Here is a 20,720-nt window from a genome sequence, read left to right on the forward strand (position 1 = left end):
GCTTCACTCCGAACCACGCAATTGGTGGATATGTCCGACAAGGCCGGCGGTCGAGGCGTCCCGCTTTGCGGCACTTTCCTTGCCTTCCACGACAGGCAGGAGGCCGGTGGCCAGTTCCTTGCCGAGCTCGACGCCCCATTGGTCGAAGGAGTTGATGTTGAAGAGCGTTCCTTCGACGAAGACGCGGTGCTCGTAAAGCGCGATCACCCGACCCAGGGTGCGCGGGTCGAGCTTGCGGTAGAGGATGGTCAGCGAGGGCCGGTTGCCCGAGAAGACGCGATGCGGCGCGATGCGGTCGACGTCGGCGGGCTTCATGCCCTTGGCCAGCATCTGCGCGCGCGCCTCCTCCAGCGTGCGGCCCTTCATGAAGGCTTCAGACTGTGCCAGGCAATTGGCGAGCAGCAGGTCGTGCTGATGCTTGAGATCGGGCTCGTGGCCGACGGCGGCGGCAAGGAATTCGACCGGGATGAAATCGGTGCCCTGGTGCAGCAGCTGGAAGAAGGCGTGCTGGCCGTTGGTGCCGGGCTCGCCCCAGACCAGCGGTCCGGTCGGTGTGGTCACCGCGGTGCCTTCGAGGGTGACGCTCTTGCCGTTCGATTCCATGTCGAGCTGCTGCAGATAGGCCGGCAGCCTGGACAGGCGCTGGTCGTAGGGGATGACGGCGCGGGCCGGGTATTTGCAGATCACCCGGTGCCACCAGCCCACCAGCCCCAGCAGTGCCGGCAGGTTCTTGCGCAGCGGCGCGGTGCGGAAGTGCTCGTCCATCTCGTGCGCGCCATCGAGGAAGGCGCGGAAATTCCGTGGACCGACCGCGATCATGACAGGCAGGCCGATCGCGCCCCAGACCGAATAGCGGCCGCCGACCCAGTCCCAGAAGCCGAAGACGCGATCGGGCGCGATGCCGAACTTGGCGACCAGGTCGAGCGCGGTCGAGACGGCGGCGAAATGCTTGCCGACCGCCTCCTTGCCGAGCGCCTTCTGCACCCAGTCCCGCGCCGTCTGCGCATTGGTCATCGTCTCGACGGTGGTGAAGGTCTTGGAGGCGATGATGAACAGCGTGGTTTCGGCGGACAGGCTTTTCAGCGTGTCATGGATGTGAGCGCCGTCGATGTTGGAAACATAATGCGCGCGCGGGCCGTCATGATAGGGGGCGAGCGCCAGGGTCACCATGGCCGGACCGAGATCCGAACCGCCGATGCCGATGTTGACGATGTCGGTGATCTTCTTGCCGGTGGCGCCGGCCGCCTTGCCGGAGCGGATCGCGTCGGCGAAGGCGCCCATCGCGTCGAGCACGGCGATCACGTCCGCCTTGACGTCCTGGCCGTCGACCGTGACACCCTTGCCGCTCAGGTTGCGCAGCGCCGTGTGCAGCACGGCGCGGTCCTCGGTGATGTTGATCTTCTTGCCGGCGAACATGGCTGCACGGCGACCTTCGAGATCGGCAGCCTTGGCGAGCCCTTCCAGCAAATCCATGGTGGTCGCGTCGACGGCGCATTTCGACCAGTCGAGCAACATATCACCGTCGGTGGCGGAGAACGTCGCAAATCGCTGCGGATCGGCAGCGAAGGCCTGGCGCATGTCGCCCGGCGCACCGGCGCGATGGTCGCGCAAGGCGGCGAGTTGTTTCTGGAAGGCTGTCTGATCCACTGGCGGGAAACTCCTGGCGTCTTCGACGCACCATACCAGACCGGATGTTTCCGGCGCGTGTCGTCGCGCCACAACTATTGAGCCGAACTCGGTCCGGTCAATACGCGGTTATGCCGCATCGCATCACGATGCGATGACAGAATGTATCAGCGGCGCGGTCTCGGACGAAGGATCACTGGCATAAATCCCAAAGATCAGAAAAATTGATTGGCGCAACCCCTTGTGCCACCGCTACATTCGACTGGTCCAGCCAAACGAAAAAAGCTGGCCATCGAGGAACATTTCCCATGCCACAGCGCAATGACACGGCCATATGGTCCGGCCTGTTCCGGATTTCGGCCGAATCCGGCCAAACCCTCCAGGCACAGATCCGCCAGGCGATCGTGGCCGCCATCCTAGACCGCCAAATCGCCGCTTCGATGCCGCTCCCCTCATGCCGGATCCTGGCCGAGAAACTCGGCGTGGCGCGCGGAACCGTGGTTCTGGCGTTCCAGCAGCTCGTCGACCAGGGGTTCCTGGTGGCGCGCGAGCGTCGCGGCCATTTCGTCAATCCCGACGTGCTGGCGACACCCGCCAAGCCGCACCAGAAGGCGCCCGACCAGGCCAACGAGATCGACTGGAAGGCACGCCGGCAGATCGCGGCAAGCGATATGCCGCCGCCGGCCAAGCACGAGAACTGGATCAAGTCGTCCTACCCGTTCGTCTATGGCCAGTTCGACCCGGCGCTGTTCCCGACCGCCGAGTGGCGCGAGTGCAACCGCATGGCGCTGGCGGTGCTGGAAATCCGCAACTGGGCGTCCGACATGGTCGATCGCGACGATCCGCTCCTGATCGAGCAGATCCAGGCGCGGCTCCTGCCCCGGCGCGGAATCTTCGCCAATCCCGACGAGATCATCGTCACGCTGGGCGCCCAGAACGCGCTCTACATGCTGGCGACACTTTTGATGACCAAGGGCTCCAAGGTGGCGATGGAAGATCCCGGCTACCCCGATGCCCGCTCGATCTTCCGGCTTGCGGGCGCCGACATCCAGCCAGTGCCGGTCGACCAGTCCGGCATCGTAACCTCTTCTATCCCCAATGATTCCGGCTTCGTCTTCGTCACGCCCAGCCATCATTGCCCGACCATGGTGCCGTTGTCGGCCGAGCGGCGACAGGATCTTCTGGCGCGCGCCAACCGGCACAACCAGATCATCATCGAGGACGGCTATGACAGCCAGCTTCTCGACGAGGCGCCGCAGCAGGCGCTGAAGAGCCTCGATCGCTCCGGCCGCGTCGTCTATGTCGGATCGATGTCGAAGACGCTGGCTCCGGGCCTGCGGCTTGGCTACATCGTGGCGTCGGCTGGACTGATCGCGGAGCTCAGGGCCCTGCGCCGCTTCATGCTGCGTCACCCGCCGGCAAACAACCAGCGTGCCGTGGCACTCTTCCTGTCGCTCGGGCATCACGAAGCGCTGGTGCGGCGGCTGTCGAGCGCCTTCGACGAACGGCGCAAGCGCCTGGTCCATGCGATTTCCGCCTTCCTGCCGGAATGGCGTTCGACCGACTCGGCCGGCGGCACCTCGCTGTGGCTCGAAGGGCCACGCGGCACTGATTCGCGTGGACTGGCCGAGGCCGCGGCCTCGCGCAGTGTCATCATAGAGCCTGGCGACCGGTTCTTCGACCGCACGGAAAAGCCTTCGCGTTTCATGCGCTTGGGCATTTCCTCGATCGCCCTGCAGCATATCGAGCCAGGCATCCGCGAGCTCGCCACCGCAGCCGGACGCAGGCCGGCCGCGGCCTGATCCACTCGCCGATCCCCTTGACCGGAGCCGCATAACAGCGGCTCCGGCTTCTTTAGCCCTGGCATATGCAACCAGACCGGCTGGCTCATAGTCTGTGCCAATGCCGGCGGCATAGTCGTGGCACAAAGGGGAAGAAGCAGCCGATGGTGGACCAACCGCCACCCTGTTTCCGAGAAAAGGTGGAGTGCCTCCATGTCAGTGGTTGTTGAAAAGCAGGAAGCGGCGGACCAGCGTTCGCGCCGCTCCGGCGGGCGCGAAGCGCGCCGCGCCATGCGGGCAGCGCCGTTGGCCGACGACATCAAGCCGGTGCGCGCCGGCCTCGAGGGCGGCAGCTACGGACCGCTGGCGGGCAATGACCAAGAGCGCATCCATGAAGCGGTGCTGACGCTGCTGGAGACGGTCGGCTTTGCCAATGCCATCCCTTCCTGCATCGAGGCGCTGACCAAGGTCGGCGCCACCTATGGCGACGATGGCCGCATTCGTTTTCCACGCGCGCTGGTGCTCGACACGATCAAGAAAGCTGCCCGGAATTTCACCTTGCACGGCCAGGACCCGAAACACGATATGGTGATCCAGGGCAAGCGCGTGCATTACGGCACGGCCGGTGCCGCGGTCCATCTGGTCGATGTCGAGAAGCGCGAATACCGCGAATCGCTGCTGCAGGACATCTATGACGCCGCCCGCATCGTCGAGGGGCTCGACAACATCCATTTCTTCCAGCGGCCGATGGTGCCGCGCGACATTCCCGATCCGCTCGAAATGGACTTCAACACGCTCTACGCCTGCGTGATGGGCACGTCCAAACATGTCGGCACCTCTTTCACGGTGCGCGAGAACGTGCAGCCGGCGCTCGAAATGCTCTATGCCATCGCCGGCGGCGAGGAGAATTTCCGCGCCAGACCGTTCGTGTCGAACTCGAACTGCTTCGTCGTGCCGCCGATGAAGTTCGCCGAGGACGCCTGTGGCGTGCTTGAAGCCTGCGTCGATGGCGGCATCCCGATCCTGTTGCTGTCGGCTGGACAGGCCGGCGCGACCGCGCCGGCGGCGATTGCCGGCGCCGTCGTGCAAGCCGTGGCCGAAGTGCTGGCCGGTCTGGTCTATGTCAACGCCCTGAAGCCGGGACATCCGGCGATCTTCGGCACCTGGCCGTTCGTGTCCGATCTGCGCACCGGCGCCATGTCCGGCGGCTCGGCCGAACAGGCGGTGCTGACGGCTGCCTGCGCGCAGATGGCACAGTTCTACGATCTGCCGGGTGGTTCGGCCGCCGGCATGACGGATTCGAAACTGCCCGATATCCAGTCCGGCTACGAGAAGGGCATCACCGATGTGATGGCCGGCCTTGCCGGGCTCAACCTGGTCTATGAATCGGCGGGCATGCATGCATCGCTGCTCGGCTTCTGCCTGGAAAGCCTGATCATCGACAATGACATGCTCGGCCACTGCCTGCGCTGCGTGCGCGGCATCGAGGTGACCGACGAGGCGCTGTCGATCGACACCATCGCCGATGTCTGCCTGAGGGGACCGGGCCACTATCTCGGCAACGAGCAGACGCTGCGGTTGATGCAGACGGAATATTTCTATCCCGCCGTCGGCGACCGGTTTTCGCCGAAGGAATGGAACGAGAAGGGCCGGCCCGACATCCTGCAGCGCGCCATCATCGAGAAGAAGCGCGTCCTTGCCGAACGTTTCCCGCGCCACGTGCCGAAGCCGCTCGACGACAAATTGCGCGCCCGTTTTGGCGAGATGATCAAGCTGCCGCGCGCCAATATGGGCGGGTAGCGCCGCTTCTCTCGTCAAAGGGTGTGTTGAGATTCAGGTCAGGCCGAATCGAAAACGGTGGCTTGCGAGAACCGGAGCGGAGCGTACTTTTGGGTACGTGAGCAACGGAAGCGCAGCAAGCTATCGTTTGCAGACCGGCATCACCTGAATATCGACGCACCCTAGTCCGTGCCGAGCCCGTAGCGTTCGACGACTTCGGCATTGATCAGCTTGGCGTGCAGCGCCATCAGCACGATCTTCGCGTCGAAACTGTCGCCGGCGTCGACCGCGGCCTCGATCCGTTGCTCGGCATCCTGCCGCTGCTGCAGACCTTGGGACCGCTCGAACGTCTCCGGCCCGGCAATGCAATAGCTGAACAGGCGCGCGACTTGCGGATAGGCCTGCGGCGGCGGCTCGTCGGGCCAATGGTCCTTCATCAGATTGACGATGGTGAGTTTTACGCCCTCAGGCACAAGGGCGGGATGCAGGTCGGCGCCGCGCAAGGCCGTGTCGAGCTGCCTCAGATCGCCCGAGCGGCCGAACATTCCGAGGAAGCCGAGGGAAGAGCGCCGTCCTGCCATGATGGCCCAATCCGTTTCCAACCAGTTAGGTGGTTCGCAAGCGGATTACAAAGGCAACGGATCCTAAAGCGCCGCGCTTTAGGTCTTTGTTTTGATGCATGTCGTTCTCCCAAAACCGAGTCACTTTTGGGCGACATGCATTAGCCGCTTACCGCCAACAACAGGACGCCGGCCAGAGCCGATCCGGCGAGCGTCGGCAGCATGCCGATCTTCAGCTTCAGGATGGCGATCATGGCGGCCAGGGAAAGCAGCGCCGCGCGCCAGTCGATCGACGAGAGCACCGGCACATTCATGCCTGGACCTATCGTGTGCACCTCACGGAAAACGACGTGCAAGGCAAACCACAGAGCGAGATTCATGATGACGCCAACGACGGCGGCGGTGATCGCGCCCAATGCGGCCGACAAGGCCTTGTTGCCGCGCAGCGCCTCGATGTAAGGCGCACCGAGGAATATCCAGAAGAAGCAGGGCGTGAACGTTACCCACAGCGTGAGCAGTGCTCCGAGCGACCCGGCAAGCAATGGGTCCAGCCCCCCGGGGTGGCGGAACGCGGCGATGAAGCCGACGAACTGCAGCACCAGGATGAGCGGGCCTGGCGTGGTCTCGGCAAGCCCGAGACCATCGACCATTTCACCAGGGGCGAGCCAGCCGAAGGACTGGACAGCAGCCTGCGCGACATAGGCAAGCACCGCATAGGCGCCGCCGAAGGTGACGACCGCCATCAGGCTGAAAAATCGGCCTATCTCGGTCCAGACGCTCGCGGAGCCGGTCAACCACCAGATCGCAAGAACAGGTCCGAGCCAGATCGGCAGCCAGATGGCGACAGTGCGCGGCGCATGCCATTTGGTCGGCGTGACATGGGTCAGTTCGCCGCGCTCGAACATCAGGTCGACCGCGCCCTTGATATCGGCAATGTCGCCCTTGCCATGGGCGGAGCCGGAAAACAGGCCTGGAACGACGCGGTCTCCCAGCCATCCTGTCAGGCCCGCGAACAGGACGATGAGCGGGAACGGCACATTCAACGCATAGATGGCGATGAAAGCCGCGACCGCGATCGACACCATGACCGGGTTTTTCAGGGCGCGCCGTCCGATCCGGATCACCGCCTGGACGACGATGGCCAGCACCGCCGCCTTCACCCCGAAAAACAGCGCCTCGACGAGCGGCACGTCGCCATAGAGTGCGTAGAGAACGCTCAGGATCAGCATGACGAGCGCGCCCGGCACGACGAACAGCATGCCGGCGACGAGGCCGCCGATCGTCCTGTGCAGCAGCCAGCCAATATAGACGGCGAGCTGCTGGGCTTCCGGGCCAGGCAGCAGCATGCAGTAGTTCAGCGCATGCAGGAAACGCTGTTCACCGATCCAGCGCCGCTCCTCGACCAGTTCCTTGTGCATCAAGGCGATCTGCCCGGCCGGCCCGCCGAAGCTGAGCAATCCGATTTTCGTCCAGAGCCTCAAGGCTTCGGCAAAGGTCGGTGCGGCCGGCGCCTCGCTGTTTACCGCCGCATCCTGCGGCACAAGAGCGCTCATGCCGTTTTACCCCCAGCTGCTCCTGGCCAATTGTGGGTTTCTTCGGTGGCGTCGCGGCACCAGCGGAAGAACGCGTCGTAGAGCAGCATGCCTGCTTCCAACTGCTCCAAATCGTCGCGAAACATGCGCGACAGGCCGAGCGATGCAGCCAGAAAGCCTGCGGCCTGGGGCACCAGATCGAGGCTTGCAGTGTCGGCGGCGCGCACGACCAGGGCAAGGCGATCGAGCGCCTCGGATTTGAGCCCGAACTCCTCGATCATCGTGTCGAAGGTGCAGCGATCGCCGCGATGGCTCCAGAACACATTGTCGATGTCGAAAGGCACGGCCTGAAAGCGGTCGGCGACAGCAGGCACTTCGGCCGCCTCGACGAACAGGAAGATCGCATGAGGATCGACGAAACGCCGGATCAGCCAGGGACAAGCGATGCGGTCGACCTTCGGGCGCGATCGCGTCACCCAAACTGTACGGCCTTTTTCATCGCGCGGCGGCAATTTTTCGGTGCGGACCAAAAGCCCATTCGCGTCGCGCCAGGCTTCGAAGCCGCCTTCGAGGGATTCAGCGGAAATACCCTCATGCCGCAGCCATGCGGCTACGCCTTGCGAGAGTTTTTGACCTTTCTGACAGACGACCGCGACCTGGCTGCCGGCAAATTCGGAAGCCCAGGTCGAAACGGTTTTGAAATTGCGTCGGCATGAGGCCGGCAGCAGGCGCTGATCGGCGTCGAAATCCTCATCGATGCGGACATCGATGATCATGGGTGCACCCGGCAGACCGACCAGACGGGACAGTTGCGATACGGTGATAGCGGTTGTTGACGGCATGGCGTCCACCTCCTGATAGAGAAGCCTGGACGCGAACGTTGGGCTGACGCCTCACGGGGTCTTCGCGATACACCCCTTGCCATGACAGTGGATTTGTCGGGCGCGCTTGTCAAGGATCGCACGGTCTCTATCCGCCGTCGGCGCGCCACGCCAAACGAAACACGGCTGGCGACCTGCGTAAGCAGGCCGCCAGCCGTCGATCCAACATCCGTGATTGTCGCCAGGAATAATCTATGATTGTCCCCGGAGCGATCAGTGATTGTCTCTGGGCACGCCGCTGGTGTGCGCGACATCCTGGTATTTCACCGCCGGCTTCAGCACCATTCCCTCGGAGAACTGGTCGACCATGCCGCGCTGGATCTCCTGCCACGGCGTCTGGTGTTTGGGATAGTGAAAGCCGCCATTGTTCTGCAGTTCGGCACGGCGCCGCGTGATCTCGTCATCGGTGACCAGGATATCGGCGGTGCCCTTCCTGAGATCGATGCGGACGCGGTCGCCTGTCTTGAGCAGCGCCAGGCCGCCGCCGATCGCGGCTTCGGGCGAGGCATTCAGGATCGACGGAGAGCCTGACGTGCCCGACTGGCGGCCGTCACCGATACAGGCGAGTGCGTGGATGCCCTTCTTGATCAGGTAGGCCGGCGGCTGCATGTTGACCACCTCGGCGCCACCGGGATAGCCGACCGGGCCGGCGCCGCGCATGAACAGGATGGTGTGCTCGTCGATGCCTTGCGCCGGATCGTCGATGCGGGCGTGGTAATCCTCGGGGCCGTCGAAGACCATGGCGTTGCCTTCGAAGGCTTCGGGATCCTTCGGGTTGGACAGATAGCGCTCGCGGAATTCGGGCGAGATGCCGCTGGTCTTCATGATCGCCGAATCGAACAGATTGCCCCTGAGGTTGATGAAGCCGGCATTGGCCTTCAGCGGCTTGTCGACGCTGCGGATGACCTCGGCATTCTCGTTGGCGACCCCCTTGCAATTGTCACCGATCGACTTGCCGTTGACGGTCAGCGCATCGGGATGCGGCAACAGCCCGCCCTTCATCAGTTCGGCCACCACGGCCGGCACGCCGCCGGCATGATGGTAATCCTCGCCGAGATACTCGCCCGTCGGCTGCAGATTGACGATGAGCGGCACCTTGAGGCCGATCTTCTGCCAGTCGTCATTGTCGAGCGGCACGCCGAGATGGCGGGCAATCGCATTGAGGTGGATCGGCGCGTTGGTGGAGCCGCCGATCGCCGAGTTGACGACGATGGCGTTCTCGAAGGCCTTGCGCGTCATGATGTCGGACGGTTTCAGGTCCTCATGCACCATCTCGACGATGCGCTTGCCGGTCTCGTAAGAAATCTGGCCGCGCTCGCGATAGGGCGCCGGGATGGCGGCCGAACCCGGCAGTTGCATGCCGAGCGCCTCGGCCAGCGAATTCATCGTGGTGGCGGTGCCCATGGTGTTGCAATAGCCGGTGGACGGCGCCGAGGAGGCGACGATGTCCATGAACTCGTCATAGCCGATCTCGCCGGCCGACAGGCGCTGGCGCGATTCCCAGACGATGGTGCCGGAGCCGGTGCGCTTGCCCTTGTGCCAGCCATTGAGCATCGGGCCGACCGACAGCGCGATGGCCGGAATGTTGACGGTGGCCGCCGCCATCAACAGCGCTGGCGTCGTCTTGTCGCAGCCGATGGTCAGCACCACGCCGTCGAGCGGATAGCCGTAGAGCACCTCGACGAGGCTGAGATAGGCGAGATTGCGGTCGAGTGCCGCGGTCGGGCGCTTGCCCGTTTCCTGGATCGGATGGCACGGAAACTCGAATGGAATGCCGCCCATCGAGACGATGCCTTCGCGCACACGCTTGGCGAGTTCGATGTGGTGCCGGTTGCAAGGCGAAAGGTCCGAGCCGGTCTGGGCGATGCCGATCAGCGGCTTGCCCGACATCAATTCGGCGCGCGTCAGCCCGTAATTCAGGTAGCGCTCGAGATAGAGCGCGGTCATTCCCGGATTGTCAGGGTTGTCGAACCACTCTTGCGAGCGAAACTTTTTCTTCTTCGTGGGGGCGCCAGCCATCATGGTCTCCGTATTTGTATGACAAATCGATATGACAACGCGCGGATGCAGGCAAGGGGCACGCGTGATCTGAACCCGCACTTTGGTGCGATAGACATGTATCGACCCGCACGCTACGACCAATCCGACATCGGTGGTCCGGGAGGTTTTGATGGCTTTGGTGATCGAAGGCGAGGAACGTATCGCCGCACCTATACAGAAAGTATGGGAAGCTTTGAACGATCCGGCGGTACTCAAGGAGAGCATTCCCGGCTGCCAGAGCCTGGAGATGAAGTCGCCGACCGAGATGGCGGCGACGGTCGTCCTGAAGATCGGACCGATCAAGGCGACCTTCAACGGCGAGGTGACGCTGAAAAACCTCAAGCCGCCGCATGCCTACACCATCCAGGGCGAAGGCAAGGGCGGTATTGCCGGCTTTGCCAAGGGCGGTGCCGACGTGACGCTGACCGAGGATGGGCCGGATGCCACCGTCCTGAAATACGCGGCCAAGGCCGATGTCGGCGGCAAGATCGCCCAGCTTGGCAGCCGGCTGATCGAGTCGACCTCGAAGAAGCTGGCCGGACAATTCTTTTCGACTTTCGGCGAGAAAGTGGGCGGCTAGGCCCTCGCCCTTGAGAATCACTCGAAGACGATGTTCGGCACCGCCGCTTCGGCGGCGCCACGCTCCTCGTTGACCCGATCCCAGACCTTCGAAGCAATATCGCGATAAATCTTCGCCTCGGCGCTGTCGGGCTTCGATGCCACCACCGGCGAACCTTCATCGGAGCTTTCGCGAATGCCCATCTCCAGCGGCACTTCGCCGAGGAAGGTGACGCCGAGGCGCTCTGCCTCGCGGCGTGCGCCGCCATGGCCAAAGATATCGTAGCGCTTGCCGGTGTCGGGCGCCAGGAAGTAGCTCATGTTCTCGACGATGCCGAGCAGCGGCACGTCGACCTTCCTGAACATGTTCAGCCCCTTGCGGGCATCGATCAGCGCCAGGTCCTGCGGCGTCGAGACGATGACGGCGCCGGCCAGCGGCACCTGCTGGGCCATGGTCAGCTGGGCGTCGCCGGTGCCGGGGGGCATGTCGACCACAAGCACGTCGAGCCGCCCCCATTCGACCTCGCGCAGCATCTGCGTCAGCGCCGACATCACCATCGGGCCGCGCCAGATCATCGGTGTCTCCTCGTCGACGAGGAAACCCATCGACATCACCTTCAGCCCATAATTCTCCATCGGCTTCAGGATCTTACCGTCGACCGTCTGCGGCCGGCCGTGAATGTTGAGCAGCCTGGGCATCGACGGGCCGTAGATGTCGGCATCGAGCACGCCGACGCGCAGGCCGTTGGCGGCAAGGCCAAGCGCGATGTTGACGGCGGTGGTCGACTTGCCGACGCCGCCCTTGCCGGAAGCAACGGCGATGATCGCCTCGATGCCGGGCACGCCGCGCTTGCCATGGCTGTGCGAAGCTGGGGCATGCGGCGCGGCGCGCGCAGCGGCGGGCGGAGCCGATGGTGCCGGCCTGGCAGCGGGACGCGCCGGAACCGGCGCCTCCATGCCACCGCCCTTCTTTTCCGCCGTCAGCGCGACGACGGCGCCGGCGACACCGGGGATTGCCTTGACGACACGCTCCGCGGCGGCGCGCAACGGCTCCATCTCCTGCGCCCTGGCGGCGGGAACCGTGATCGAGAAGAACACTTTTGCGTCGGCGATGAATATCTCGGAGACCATGCCGAGATCGACGATATTGCTGGTGAAGTCAGGCCCATTGACCGTCTTCAGGCGCTCGGTGACGATTTCCTTGGTAACGGACATGATCTTTTCCTCGGCGTTCGGCCCCTCAGATAGTGTAGTTTTCGGGCAGAACCAAGCAGCCGCCTCGACGCACCCCTTGACGCCTCCTTGGCCGATGCGAACGAGAGCACCGGCGGGCACAAGTCGCCAAGCATGGCGCGCGACCTATTTCAATGAGGATGAGGGAAGACAATCAGGGAAGGATAGGATCATGCTCGAAAACAGCAACGCCACGGCCAACATCGCGGTGAAGGACCTGGCGAGAGCAAAGGCCTTTTATGCGGGGACTCTGGGCCTCAAGCAGGTCGACGACATGGGTGGCGAACTGATCGTCTACAAAAGCGGCGACACGTTCATCAATGTCTATCATTCACAATTTGCCGGGACCAACAAGGCGACGGCGGTGACCTGGACGGTCGGCGATCAGATCGAGACTGTCGTCAAATCGTTGAAATCGAAAGGCGTTGCCTTCGAACACTACGAAATGCCCGGGCTGACGATCGAGGGTGACGTCCATGTCGGCCAAAGCATGAAGGTCGCCTGGTTCAAGGATCCGGACGGCAACATCCTCAATCTTGTGAGCCAGTAGACCGCATCGCGATTGCCGGGGGGTCCGGGCGCCGCGATGTTGCCTCAGCCCGTCAGGTTGACGGCGAGATAGGTGAGAGCCGAAATCGCCGCCGTCGCCGGCAAGGTGACGATCCAGGCGATGACGATGTTGCCGGCGATGCCCCAGCGCACCGCCGAAACGCGGCGTGCGGCGCCGACACCGATGATGGCACCGGTGATCGTATGCGTGGTCGATACGGGAATGCCGAGCCAGGTGGCGGCGAACAGCGTTATGGCACCGCCGGTCTCGGCGCAGAAACCCTGCATCGGATTCAACCTGGTGATCTTCGAGCCCATCGTGTGAACGATGCGCCAGCCGCCGAACAGCGTGCCCAGCGCCAGCGCCGACTGGCAGGTGAGGACGACCCACAGCGGCACGTAGAATTTCTCGCCGAGCATGCCTTGCGAATAGAGCAGCACGGCGATGATGCCCATGGTCTTCTGGGCATCGTTGCCGCCATGTCCGAGCGAATAGAGCGAGGCGGAAAAGAACTGCAGCACGCGGAAGGTGCTGTCGACGGCAAACGGCGTCTGGCGCACGAACAGCCACGAAACCACGAGGATGAGGACGAGCGCCAGGACAAAACCCGTTGCCGGCGACAGAACGATCGCAGCGACCGTCTTGCCGAGCCCCGACCAGACGATGGCGCCGACGCCCGCCTTTGCAACGCCGGCGCCGACCAGCCCGCCGATCAGCGCGTGCGAGCTGCTCGATGGGATGCCGGCGATCCAGGTGACGATGTTCCAGACGATGGCGCCCACGAGAGCCGAGAAGATCACCGCCGGCGTGACGATGCTGACGTCGACGATGCCCTTGCCCACGGTTTCAGCGACATGCAGGCCGAAGAACATGAAGGCGATGAAATTGAAGAAAGCCGCCCAGAACACCGCATAATGCGGCCTCAGCACGCGCGTGGAGACGATCGTGGCGATGGAGTTGGCCGCGTCGTGCAGGCCGTTGAGAAAATCGAAGAACAGCGCGACGGCGACAAGGCCGGCCAGCAGGGGAAAGGCTATGGTGGCTTCCATTGCCTAGACGTTCTCGATGACGATGCCGCTGATCTCGTTGGCGACGTCCTCGAAACGGTCGACCACCTTCTCGAGCTGGCCATAGATCTCGCTGCCGATCAGATAAGCCATAGGGTCGCTGCTGCCGTGTTTCCTGAACAGGTTTTTCAGCCCCTGCTCATGCAGATCATCGGCCCGGCTTTCGACGCGCATGACTTCTTCGGCGATGGCGTTGAGGCGCACCGTGTGCGTACCGACCTTGGCGAGCAGCGGGATCGCCTCGGCCACCAGCTTGGCGGCAGCGACGATGACGCCGCCCATTTCCTGCATCAGCGGATCGAATTCCTTCTTTTCGAACAGTCTCACCGTCTTGACGGTCTTGTGCATCATATCGATGGCATCATCCATCGACTGGATCAGGTCCTTGATGTCGCCGCGATCGAACGGCGTGATGAAGGAGCGCCGCACGGCAAGCAGGACTTCGGCGGTGATGTGGTCGGCTTCGTCCTCGAGATCGACGATCTTCTGGCACCAGCGATCGATATCCTTGCCCTGGAGGAGGAGCTGCAGCGCCTCCGCGCCGCCGACCACCGTGCGGGAATGGCGCTCGAACAGATCAAAGAAGCGATCTTCGCGCGGCAGCAGCTTGCGGAACCAGCCCAGCATGTCAGTCTCCCATCGCGGCCGGTTCACGACCGTTTTACTGACATAGCGCCGCACGGCGCCGCGGGGAACCGTAAGCCGGCTGAAAAGATGTGGATGCGGGCGTTATGCATATCGCTTGCGGCAAAGGACAAATTGCCCGAGCCTGCGCGACGACCGGAAGGATGGCATGATCGACAAACTCGAATTCTTCATCGCGCTGGCCAAGGAAGAGCATTTCGGCCGGGCGGCGGAAGTGTGCGGCGTCACCCAGCCGACGCTTTCGGCCGGGATCAAGCAGCTGGAAGGCCAGCTCGGCGTCATGCTGGTGCTGCGCGGCTCGCGCTTCCAGGGCCTGACGCCGGAAGGCAAGCAGGTGCTGGTTTGGGCGCGGCGCATCGTCGGCGACTCAAGGACCATGCGCGAGGAAATGCGCGCGGCGCGCCACGGCCTTGCCGGCCGCATCCGCATCGCCGCCGTCCCGACGGCGCTGGCCATGGTGGCGCGGCTGACAACGCCGTTCCGCGAAAAGCATCCCGGCGTCACTTTTTCCGTCCTGTCGCGGACGTCGATCGAGGTGCTGACGCTGCTCGGCAATTTCGATGTCGATGCCGGCATCACCTATCTCGACAACGAACCCCTGGGGCGGGTGACCAGCGTGCCGCTCTATGACGAGCGCTACCAGCTGATCACGGCGGTCGGAAACCCCTATTCCGACCGCGACAAAGTGACGTGGGCCGAGATCAGCCATCTGCCGCTCTGCCTGCTGACGCCGGACATGCAGAACCGGCGCATCATCGACCAGCATCTGGCGGAAGCCGGCGTGCAGGTGCGGCCGACGCTGGAATCCAACTCGATGATTGTCTTGTTCTCGCATATCCGGACCGGCAAATGGTCATCGATCATGCCTCTCAACCTCGCGGAAACATTCGGCTTTTCGGAGCCGATCCGGGCCATACCGATCGTCGAGCCGGATGCCAGCCATACCGTCGGGCTGGTGGCGGCACCGCGCGAGCCGCACACGCCGCTCGTGCAGGCGCTGCTGGACGAGGCGATGGCGCTGGCAGACGATTTCCGCACCCATCGCTAGGCTAGAAATGCCTGAGAAGACGCTTGATAGAAATTTTCTATCGAGCGACGAAACCGCTTTATTGATTTCGGGGGTTTCCTCTGATTTCTTAAGCACTTAGCGATATTGCGCCTTATGCATGTCGTTGCCCTAACACCGCTTCGCATTTTTGGGCGACATGCATAGGGAAAGCCACGACCAGGGAGGGCGCTGCATGACGATGCAGCCTGCAAGTACCGAGATCGCATCGCGCACGGCCGCGATCGTCCAAGAGTTGAAGGATGTCGAGGGTCCGCTGCTGCCGATCCTGCACGGCATCCAGGAGGAATTCGGTCACGTGCCGCATGACGTGCTGCCCGTCATCGCCGACGGGCTGAACCTCTCCAGGGCGGAGGTGCATGGCGTCGTGACCTTCTATCATGATTTCCGTGCCCGGCCGGCCGGCCGCCATGTGCTCAAGCTTTGCCAGGCGGAAGCCTGCCAGTCGATGGGCTCGGATGCTGTCGCCGCCAAGGTCAAGCAGCTGCTCGGCATCGATTTCCATGAGACCACCCGCGACGGATCGGTTACACTCGAGCCCGTCTATTGCCTCGGGCTTTGCGCCTGTTCGCCTTCGGCAATGCTCGACGGCGAGGTGATAGGACGGCTTGACGACGACAAGATCGACGAGATCGTCGCCGAGGTGCGCTCATGATCCCCCGCATCTACATTCCCGGCGATTCCGGCGCGCTGGCGCTGGGCGCCGAAAAGGTCGCCAAGGCGGTTCGCGCGGAGCTCGCCGAGCGCGGCATCGAGGCCAAGATCGTGCGAAACGGCTCGCGCGGCGCCTATTTCCTGGAACCGATGGTCGAGGTCGCGACCGCCAACGGCCGCGTCGCCTACGGTCCCGTCAAGGCTTCCGACGTCAAGAGCCTGTTCGACAGCGGCTTCCTCACCGGCGGCCATCACAAGCGCTGGCTGGGCGCGCCGGACAAGATCCCCTTCCTGGCCAAGCAGACCAGGCTGACCTTCGCGCGCTGCGGCATCAACGACCCGCTGTCGCTCGACGCCTATAAATCGCTCGGCGGACTGAAGGGCCTGCAGAACGCGGTGGCCATGTCGCCCGCCGACATCGTCAAACAGGTGACGGAGTCCGGTCTGCGCGGCCGCGGCGGCGCCGGCTTCCCCACCGGCATCAAGTGGAAGACGGTGCTGGATACGACGGGTGACCGCAAATACATCGTCTGCAATGCCGACGAGGGGGACAGCGCCACTTTCGCCGATCGCATGATCATGGAAGGCGATCCCTTCGTGCTGATCGAAGGCATGGCGATCGCCGGCATCGCCACAGGCGCGACCAAGGGTTTCGTCTATATCCGCTCGGAATATCCGCATGCGGTGGCTGTCATGAACAAGGCCGTCGAAGTCGCCCGCAAAGCCGGCGTGCTCGGCACCAACGTGCTGGGCTCGCCCAACGCCTTCGACATGGAGATCCGCGTCGGCGCCGGCGCCTATGTCTGCGGTGAGGAAACTTCGCTGCTCAACAGCCTCGAAGGCAAGCGTGGCGTGGTGCGCGCCAAGCCGCCGCTGCCGGCGATCCAAGGGTTGTTCGGCAAGCCGACGGTGATCAACAACGTCATCTCGCTGGCTTCCGTCCCTGTCGTCATGGACAAGGGTGCCGCCTTCTACAAGGATTTCGGCATGGGCCGCTCGCGCGGCACGATCCCGATCCAGATTGCCGGCAACGTCAAGCATGGCGGCCTGTTCGAAACCGCCTTCGGCCTGACGCTGGGCGAGATCGTCGATGATATCGGCGGCGGCACGGCCACCGGGCGGCCGGTGAAGGCCGTGCAGGTCGGCGGGCCGCTCGGCGCCTATTTCCCGCGCGCGCTGTTCGACACGCCGTTCGACTATGAAGAATTCGCCAAGCGTGACGGGCTGATCGGCCATGCCGGCATCACCGTGTTCGACGACACCGCCGACATGCTGAAGCAGGCGCGCTTCGCCATGGAGTTCTGCGCCATCGAAAGCTGCGGCAAGTGCACCCCTTGCCGCATCGGCTCGACGCGCGGGGTGGAGACCATCGACAGGCTCGCCGCCGGCATCGAGCCGGAAAAGAACCTCGCTCTGGTCACCGACCTCTGCAACACGATGAAGTTCGGATCGCTCTGCGCGCTGGGCGGCTTCACGCCCTACCCGGTGATGAGTTCGATCACCCATTTCCCCGAGGATTTCAAGCCGGCGCCCGCGCGCGTGGCTGCTGAATAGGAGCTGGCAGATGAACATCAAGGCCGACTTCCCGACACTCATCGAAGAACTCGATTACGGAACCCCGGAATCGAAGGCGCAAAAGCAGGTCACGCTGACCGTCGATGGCCGCAGCATCAGCGTGCCGGAAGGCACGTCGATCATGCGTGCGGCGATGGAAGCCGGGGTCGAGATCCCGAAACTCTGCGCCACCGACATGCTGGACTCGTTCGGCTCCTGCCGCGTCTGCCTGGTCGAGATCGAAGGACGCGGCGGCACGCCGGCATCCTGCACGACGCCGGTCGGCGAAGGCATGGTGGTCAAGACGCAGTCCGAGCGGCTCGACGCCATTCGCCGCGGCGTCATGGAACTCTATGTCTCCGACCATCCGACCGGCTGGAACGAGAAGGCCGGAACCGGCGCCAGTGAGTTCGACGCGGTGGCGAAGTCGGTCGGCCTGGCCGAGAACCGCTACGGCGTCGAGGGCCGCAATCACGTCAAGCCGGAAGACGGCGTTGCGCCCGGCCATGGCTCACTGGCGGTCGACTACATCGCCCGCGATGAATCCAATCCCTATTTCACCTATGATCCGGCGCAATGCATCGTCTGCTCGCGCTGCGTGCGCGCCTGCGAGGAAGTGCAAGGCACCTTCGCGCTGACGATCGAGGGCCGCGGTTTCGAATCGCGCATGGTCGCCGGCATGCACGAGGATTTCATCGCTTCCGAATGCGTATCCTGCGGCGCCTGCGTGCAGGCCTGCCCGACCGATGCGCTGCGCGAGAAGACCGTGCTTGCCAAGGGCCTGCCGGAGCGCTCGGCCGTCACCACCTGCGCCTATTGCGGCGTCGGCTGCTCGTTCAAGGCGGAAGTCAAGGACGACGAAGTCATTCGCATGATGCCCTACAAGGAGGGCAAGGCAAACCACGGCCATTCCTGCGTGAAGGGCCGTTTCGCTTATGGCTACGCCACCCACAAGGACCGCATCCTGTCGCCGATGATCCGCGAGAAGGTCAGCGATCCCTGGCGCGAGGTGAGCTGGGAAGAGGCGATCGCCCATACGGCCAAGGAATTCCGCCGTATCCAGTATCAATACGGACGCACATCCATTGGCGGCATCACCTCGTCGCGCTGCACCAATGAAGAGACCTATCTCGTGCAGAAGCTGGTGCGCCAGGGCTTCCGCAACAACAATGTCGACACCTGCGCGCGCGTCTGCCATTCGCCGACGGGCTACGGGCTCGGCCAGACCTATGGCACCTCGGCCGGCACGCAGGATTTCGATTCGGTCGATTACACCGACGTCGGCGTCATCATCGGCGCCAATCCGGCTTCGGCACACCCGGTGTTCGCCTCGCGGCTGAAGAAGCGGCTGCGGCAGGGCGCCAGGCTGATCGTGCTCGATCCGCGCCGCACCGAGATGGTCAAGTCGGCGCATATCGAAGCGGACTATCACCTGCCGCTGAAGCCCGGCACCAATGTGGCGGTGCTGACGGCGCTGGCGCATGTCATCGTCACCGAAGGCCTGTTCAACGAGGCCTTCATCCGCGAGCGCTGCGACTGGACGGAATTCCAGGACTGGGCGTCCTTCGTCGCCTTGCCGGAAAACAGCCCCGAGACCGTCGGCAAATTGTCCGGCGTCGATCCCGAGCTGATCCGGGGTGCCGCGCGTCTCTATGCCACCGGCGGCAATGGCGCGATCTATTACGGACTGGGCGTGACGGAGCACAGCCAGGGTTCGACCACGGTCATGGCCATCGCCAACCTTGCCATGGCGACCGGCAATATCGGCCGGCCGGGCGTCGGCGTTAACCCGCTGCGCGGCCAGAACAACGTGCAGGGCTCGTGCGACATGGGCTCTTTCCCGCATGAATTGCCGGGCTATCGCCATATTTCGGGCGACGCCGTGCGCGACATCTACGAGAGCCTGTGGGGCGTGAAGCTCGACGACGAGCCGGGCCTGCGCATCCCCAACATGCTGGATGCCGCCGTCGATGGCTCCTTCAAGGGCATCTACATCCAGGGCGAGGACATCCTGCAGTCCGACCCCGACACCAAGCATGTCGCGGCCGGCCTGGCGGCCATGGAATGCGTGGTCGTGCACGACCTTTTCCTCAACGAGACGGCCAACTACGCGCATGTCTTCCTGCCGGGCTCGACGTTCCTCGAGAAGGACGGCACCTTCACCAATGCCGAGCGCCGCATCAACATGGTGCGCAAGGTTCTGGAGCCGAAGGCACGCTACGCCGACTGGGAAGCGACACAGGAGCTTGCCCGCGCGATCGGGCTCGACTGGAACTACCAGCATCCCTCTGAGATCATGGACGAGATCGCCCAGACGACGCCGAGCTTCGCCGGCGTCTCGTTCGAGCTGCTCGACCGTGTCGGATCGGTGCAATGGCCCTGCAACGAGAAGGCACCGCTCGGCACGCCGATCATGCATGTCGATGGCTTCGTGCGCGGCAAGGGCAAGTTCATCCGCACAGAATATGTGGCGACCGACGAGCGGACCGGGCCGCGCTTCCCGCTGCTGCTCACCACCGGCCGCATTCTCAGCCAGTACAATGTCGGGGCGCAGACAAGGCGCACCGACAACGTCATGTGGCACTCGGAAGACCGGTTGGAGATCCACCCGCACGATGCCGAGAACCGTGGCCTGCGCGATGGCGACTGGGTGCGGCTGACCAGCCGTTCTGGCGAGACGACGCTGCGGGCGCTGATCACCGATCGGGTGTCGCCAGGCGTGGTCTATACGACGTTCCACCATCCGGACACGCAGGCCAATGTCATCACCACCGACTTCTCCGACTGGGCGACGAACTGTCCGGAGTACAAGGTGACGGCGGTTCAGGTCGGCGCCTCCAATGGGCCGTCGGACTGGCAGCGCGATTATGACGAGCAAGCGCGCAACAGCCGCCGTATCGCACCGCTGGAAGCGGCGGAGTAGCCGTGCCGAGGCGTTCGACGATAAAAGCATCAATCTCGACGGTTGTTCGACCCCCACTCCGTCGAGCTTCGCTCGACACCTCTCCCCCGATCGACGGGGGAGAGGAAGGGCGCGAGCTCGCCAATCTTGGCGTCTTTCCTCTCCCTCCGGAGGGGGGAGAGGTGGCGCTGCGAAGCAGCGACGGAGTGGGGGAAGCCGGCCCTGCTACACACTACCGCCGGAAGTCGGGCACAAGCCAAAGAGCAGGCAATCCGGCTTATCTGGCGTGCAG

At 63.8% G+C, this 20,720-nt stretch carries 16 protein-coding genes; 8 read left to right on the forward strand and 8 right to left on the reverse strand.

Going from position 1 to position 20,720, the window contains the following annotated elements; genetic code table 11:
- Positions 1-3 precede the first annotated feature (3 nt).
- The gene (pgi, locus tag MESOP_RS00625) at positions 4-1,647 is read right to left on the reverse strand and encodes a glucose-6-phosphate isomerase (RefSeq protein ID WP_013891371.1); all 1,644 of its coding nucleotides are present in this window, start codon (positions 1,645-1,647) and stop codon (positions 4-6) included.
- Positions 1,648-1,934: 287 nt separating this feature from the next.
- On the opposite strand from pgi, the gene pdxR reads away from it, so the two are divergent.
- Both pdxR and MESOP_RS00635 read left to right on the forward strand, forming a co-directional pair.
- On the forward strand, positions 1,935-3,428 hold the full coding sequence (gene pdxR, locus MESOP_RS00630) for a MocR-like pyridoxine biosynthesis transcription factor PdxR (protein WP_013891372.1): 1,494 nt from the start codon (positions 1,935-1,937) through the stop codon (positions 3,426-3,428).
- 192 nt (positions 3,429-3,620) lie between these two features.
- The gene (locus MESOP_RS00635) at positions 3,621-5,207 is read left to right on the forward strand and encodes a trimethylamine methyltransferase family protein (RefSeq protein ID WP_013891373.1); all 1,587 of its coding nucleotides are present in this window, start codon (positions 3,621-3,623) and stop codon (positions 5,205-5,207) included.
- Positions 5,208-5,368: 161 nt separating this feature from the next.
- On the opposite strand, the gene MESOP_RS00640 is transcribed toward MESOP_RS00635, so the two are convergent.
- The 4 genes from MESOP_RS00640 to MESOP_RS00655 form a co-directional block, all read right to left on the reverse strand.
- On the reverse strand, positions 5,369-5,767 hold the full coding sequence (locus MESOP_RS00640; protein ID WP_013891374.1) for a hypothetical protein: 399 nt from the start codon (positions 5,765-5,767) through the stop codon (positions 5,369-5,371).
- Positions 5,768-5,907: 140 nt separating this feature from the next.
- Positions 5,908-7,299 (reverse strand): chromate efflux transporter, encoded by a 1,392-nt coding sequence (chrA, locus tag MESOP_RS00645; protein WP_013891375.1) that lies wholly within the window; start codon positions 7,297-7,299, stop codon positions 5,908-5,910.
- The gene (locus MESOP_RS00650; protein ID WP_013891376.1) at positions 7,296-8,120 is read right to left on the reverse strand and encodes a chromate resistance protein ChrB domain-containing protein; all 825 of its coding nucleotides are present in this window, start codon (positions 8,118-8,120) and stop codon (positions 7,296-7,298) included. The genes chrA and MESOP_RS00650 overlap by 4 nt, the downstream gene beginning before the upstream one ends.
- Positions 8,121-8,372: 252 nt before the next feature.
- Entirely contained in the window at positions 8,373-10,178 is a 1,806-nt protein-coding gene (locus MESOP_RS00655; RefSeq protein ID WP_013891377.1) for an IlvD/Edd family dehydratase, read from the reverse strand.
- A 151-nt stretch (positions 10,179-10,329) separates the two neighbouring features.
- Between MESOP_RS00655 and MESOP_RS00660 the strand changes: the two genes are divergently transcribed.
- Positions 10,330-10,779 carry an SRPBCC family protein gene (locus tag MESOP_RS00660; protein WP_013891378.1) on the forward strand — a complete coding sequence of 150 codons (450 nt, stop codon included), beginning with the start codon at positions 10,330-10,332 and terminating at the stop codon, positions 10,777-10,779.
- Between the two features lie 17 nt (positions 10,780-10,796).
- Here MESOP_RS00660 and MESOP_RS00665 read toward each other — a convergent pair whose 3' ends face one another.
- On the reverse strand, positions 10,797-11,975 hold the full coding sequence (locus MESOP_RS00665) for an Mrp/NBP35 family ATP-binding protein (RefSeq protein ID WP_245265113.1): 1,179 nt from the start codon (positions 11,973-11,975) through the stop codon (positions 10,797-10,799).
- A gap of 187 nt (positions 11,976-12,162) precedes the next feature.
- On the opposite strand from MESOP_RS00665, the gene MESOP_RS00670 reads away from it, so the two are divergent.
- Positions 12,163-12,540, forward strand: a complete 378-nt coding sequence (locus MESOP_RS00670; RefSeq protein ID WP_013891380.1) for a VOC family protein — start codon at positions 12,163-12,165, stop codon at positions 12,538-12,540.
- A gap of 44 nt (positions 12,541-12,584) precedes the next feature.
- On the opposite strand, the gene MESOP_RS00675 is transcribed toward MESOP_RS00670, so the two are convergent.
- Both MESOP_RS00675 and MESOP_RS00680 read right to left on the reverse strand, forming a co-directional pair.
- Entirely contained in the window at positions 12,585-13,589 is a 1,005-nt protein-coding gene (locus MESOP_RS00675; protein ID WP_013891381.1) for an inorganic phosphate transporter, read from the reverse strand.
- A 3-nt stretch (positions 13,590-13,592) separates the two neighbouring features.
- Complete coding sequence (locus tag MESOP_RS00680) at positions 13,593-14,234, reverse strand: DUF47 domain-containing protein (protein WP_013891382.1); 642 nt, start codon at positions 14,232-14,234, stop codon at positions 13,593-13,595.
- 166 nt (positions 14,235-14,400) lie between these two features.
- Here MESOP_RS00680 and MESOP_RS00685 point away from each other — a divergent pair, with 166 nt between their 5' ends.
- From MESOP_RS00685 to fdhF, 4 genes are all read left to right on the forward strand, one after another.
- The gene (locus tag MESOP_RS00685; RefSeq protein WP_013891383.1) at positions 14,401-15,300 is read left to right on the forward strand and encodes a LysR family transcriptional regulator; all 900 of its coding nucleotides are present in this window, start codon (positions 14,401-14,403) and stop codon (positions 15,298-15,300) included.
- A gap of 193 nt (positions 15,301-15,493) precedes the next feature.
- Positions 15,494-15,973, forward strand: coding sequence for a formate dehydrogenase subunit gamma (locus MESOP_RS00690; protein WP_013891384.1), 480 nt, complete (start codon positions 15,494-15,496; stop codon positions 15,971-15,973).
- On the forward strand, positions 15,970-17,526 hold the full coding sequence (locus MESOP_RS00695; RefSeq protein ID WP_013891385.1) for a formate dehydrogenase beta subunit: 1,557 nt from the start codon (positions 15,970-15,972) through the stop codon (positions 17,524-17,526). Before MESOP_RS00690 ends, MESOP_RS00695 begins: the two co-directional genes overlap by 4 nt.
- Positions 17,527-17,536: 10 nt before the next feature.
- Positions 17,537-20,449 carry a formate dehydrogenase subunit alpha gene (gene fdhF / locus MESOP_RS00700; protein WP_013891386.1) on the forward strand — a complete coding sequence of 971 codons (2,913 nt, stop codon included), beginning with the start codon at positions 17,537-17,539 and terminating at the stop codon, positions 20,447-20,449.
- The last annotated feature ends 271 nt before the right edge of the window (positions 20,450-20,720 follow it).

This window comes from Mesorhizobium opportunistum WSM2075, from assembly GCF_000176035.2.
GTDB classification, from domain to species: Bacteria; Pseudomonadota; Alphaproteobacteria; order Rhizobiales; family Rhizobiaceae; genus Mesorhizobium; species Mesorhizobium opportunistum.